The organism is Flavobacterium sp., from assembly GCF_004211145.1.
Classification (GTDB): Bacteria; Bacteroidota; Bacteroidia; order Flavobacteriales; family Flavobacteriaceae; genus Flavobacterium.
Genome location: NZ_SEBS01000076.1, coordinates 1 through 2335, shown reverse-complemented (window position 1 = coordinate 2335; position 2335 = coordinate 1). Strand labels below are relative to the sequence as shown.

The following is a 2335-nucleotide window of genomic DNA, read 5'->3' as shown; positions in this document are numbered from 1 at the left end:
TTTTCCTTATTATTGATTGGTTACGATCCGCACATTTCGCAATCGTCCGGAGCGGCATTTTGTGAGCGCTCGAGCATCGCGCGGAACTCGCTTGGATCGATCGCCTGAACCTCGACAACCGGCGCGGCAACTTCCTGGCGGACGATGTTTACCGGTTCGGCAACCGCTGAAACAGCGACTTCTTCGGCAACCGCAATCGGCTCTTCTTTTTTATCGTTGTTGAGCGTGAACTTGATTGCATCGACGGCCGACTTGGTGCGCAGGTAATACATTCCGGTTTTAAGGCCTGACTGCCATGCGTAAAAGTGCATCGAGGTAAGTTTCGCGTAGTTCGCATCCTGCATGAACAGGTTCAGAGACTGCGACTGATCGATGAAATAACCGCGCTGGCGTGACATGTCGATGATGTCTTTCATTGACATTTCCCAAACGGTCTTGTATAACTCCTTGAGATCTGCAGGAATCGCGTCGATGTTTTGCACCGAACCGTTGTGACGCATGATTTGCTGTTTGAGATCTTCGCTCCACAATCCGCGGTTTACCAAGTCTTCGAGCAAGTGTTTGTTGACCACGATAAATTCGCCCGACAATACACGGCGCGTATAAATGTTTGATGTATATGGCTCGAACGCTTCGTTGTTTCCAAGAATTTGCGATGTTGACGCAGTCGGCATCGGTGCGACGAGCAATGAGTTGCGGACACCGTGTTTCATGACTTCTTTGCGAAGCGACTTCCAGTCCCAACGGCCTGAAAGGTCTTCGTCTGTTAAACCCCAAAGGTTGTACTGGAATTCGCCCTGTGAAATTGGCGAGCCAGCGAAAGTTGAATATGGACCTTCTTCTTTGGCCATTTCCATCGATGCGGTAACGGCGGCGAAGTATAGTGTTTCGAAAATTTCCTGGTTCAGTTTTTTCGCTTCGTCGCTTGTAAACGGCATGCGAAGCAAAATGAAAGCATCGGCCAGACCTTGTACGCCCAATCCAACCGGACGGTGGCGCATGTTTGAGTTTTCAGCCTCAGGAACCGGATAATAATTGCGGTCGATTACCTTGTTCAGGTTTTTGGTGACGCGTTTGGTGACTTCGAAAAGCAAATCGTGGTTGAACGCATTGTTTTCGATGAACATCGGAAGCGAGATCGACGCGAGGTTACACACGGCGATTTCGTCAGCCGCGGTGTATTCCATGATTTCGGTACACAAGTTCGACGAGCGAATCGTACCGAGATTTTTCTGGTTCGATTTGCGGTTTGCGGCATCTTTGTACAGCATGTATGGCGTTCCGGTCTCAATTTGTGACTCGAGGATTTTCTCCCACAATTCACGCGCTTTGATGGTTTTGCGGCCTTTGCCCTGCTCTTCGTAAGACGTGTACATGGCTTCGAACTCTTCGCCGTAAACATCGTACAATCCCGGGCATTCGTTCGGGCACATCAATGTCCAGGTCGAATCTTCCTGTACGCGTTTCATGAACAAATCAGATGTCCACATTGCGAAAAACAAGTCGCGGGCGCGCATTTCTTCTTTTCCTGTGTTCTTTTTCAGGTCGAGGAAATCGAAAATATCAGCATGCCATGTTTCAAGGTAAATCGCGAAGCTTCCTTTGCGTTTTCCGCCGCCCTGATCTACGTAACGCGCGGTGTCATTGAAGACGCGAAGCATCGGAACGATTCCGTTTGATGTTCCGTTTGTACCGCGGATGTACGATCCGGTGGCGCGGACGTTGTGGATTGAAAGGCCGATTCCACCAGCCGATTGCGAAATTTTCGCAGTCTGTTTCAATGTGTCGTAAATGCCATCGATCGAGTCGTCCTGCATCTGCAAAAGGAAACACGAAGACATTTGCGGCTTCGGTGTTCCGGCATTGAAAAGTGTCGGAGTTGCGTGCGTGAAGAACTTTTTCGACATCAGGTCGTAAGTCTGGATCGCAGCTTCAAGATCGTTCAAATGGATTCCGACGGCAACACGCATCAGCATGTGCTGCGGACGCTCGACGATTTTGCCGTTGATCTTAAGCAGATACGAGCGCTCCAAAGTCTTGAACCCGAAATAATCGTAGTTGAAATCGCGGTTGTAAATGATGTGCGAATCCAAAAACGCAGCGTTTTCTTCAATTACTTTCCACACTTCTTCAGACAACAACGGCGATTCCTTCATCGTACGCGGATTCACGTAGTGAAACATGTCGGACATTGTCTCTGAGAACGATTTTTTGGTGTTTTTGTGCAGGTTCGAGATAGCGATCCTTGCGGCAAGCTGCGCATAATCAGGGTGCGCGATGGTCATTGACGCTGCAGTTTCGGCAGCAAGATTGTCAAGTTCAGATGTTGTTACGC

At 49.2% G+C, this 2335-nt stretch carries 1 protein-coding gene; it reads right to left on the bottom strand.

Annotated elements, in window-relative coordinates; translation table 11 throughout:
- Positions 1–20: 20 nt before the first annotated feature.
- A partial coding sequence (locus EOO50_RS17580; RefSeq protein ID WP_290841590.1) for a ribonucleoside-diphosphate reductase subunit alpha occupies positions 21–2335 on the bottom strand: 2315 nt, incomplete at its 5' end.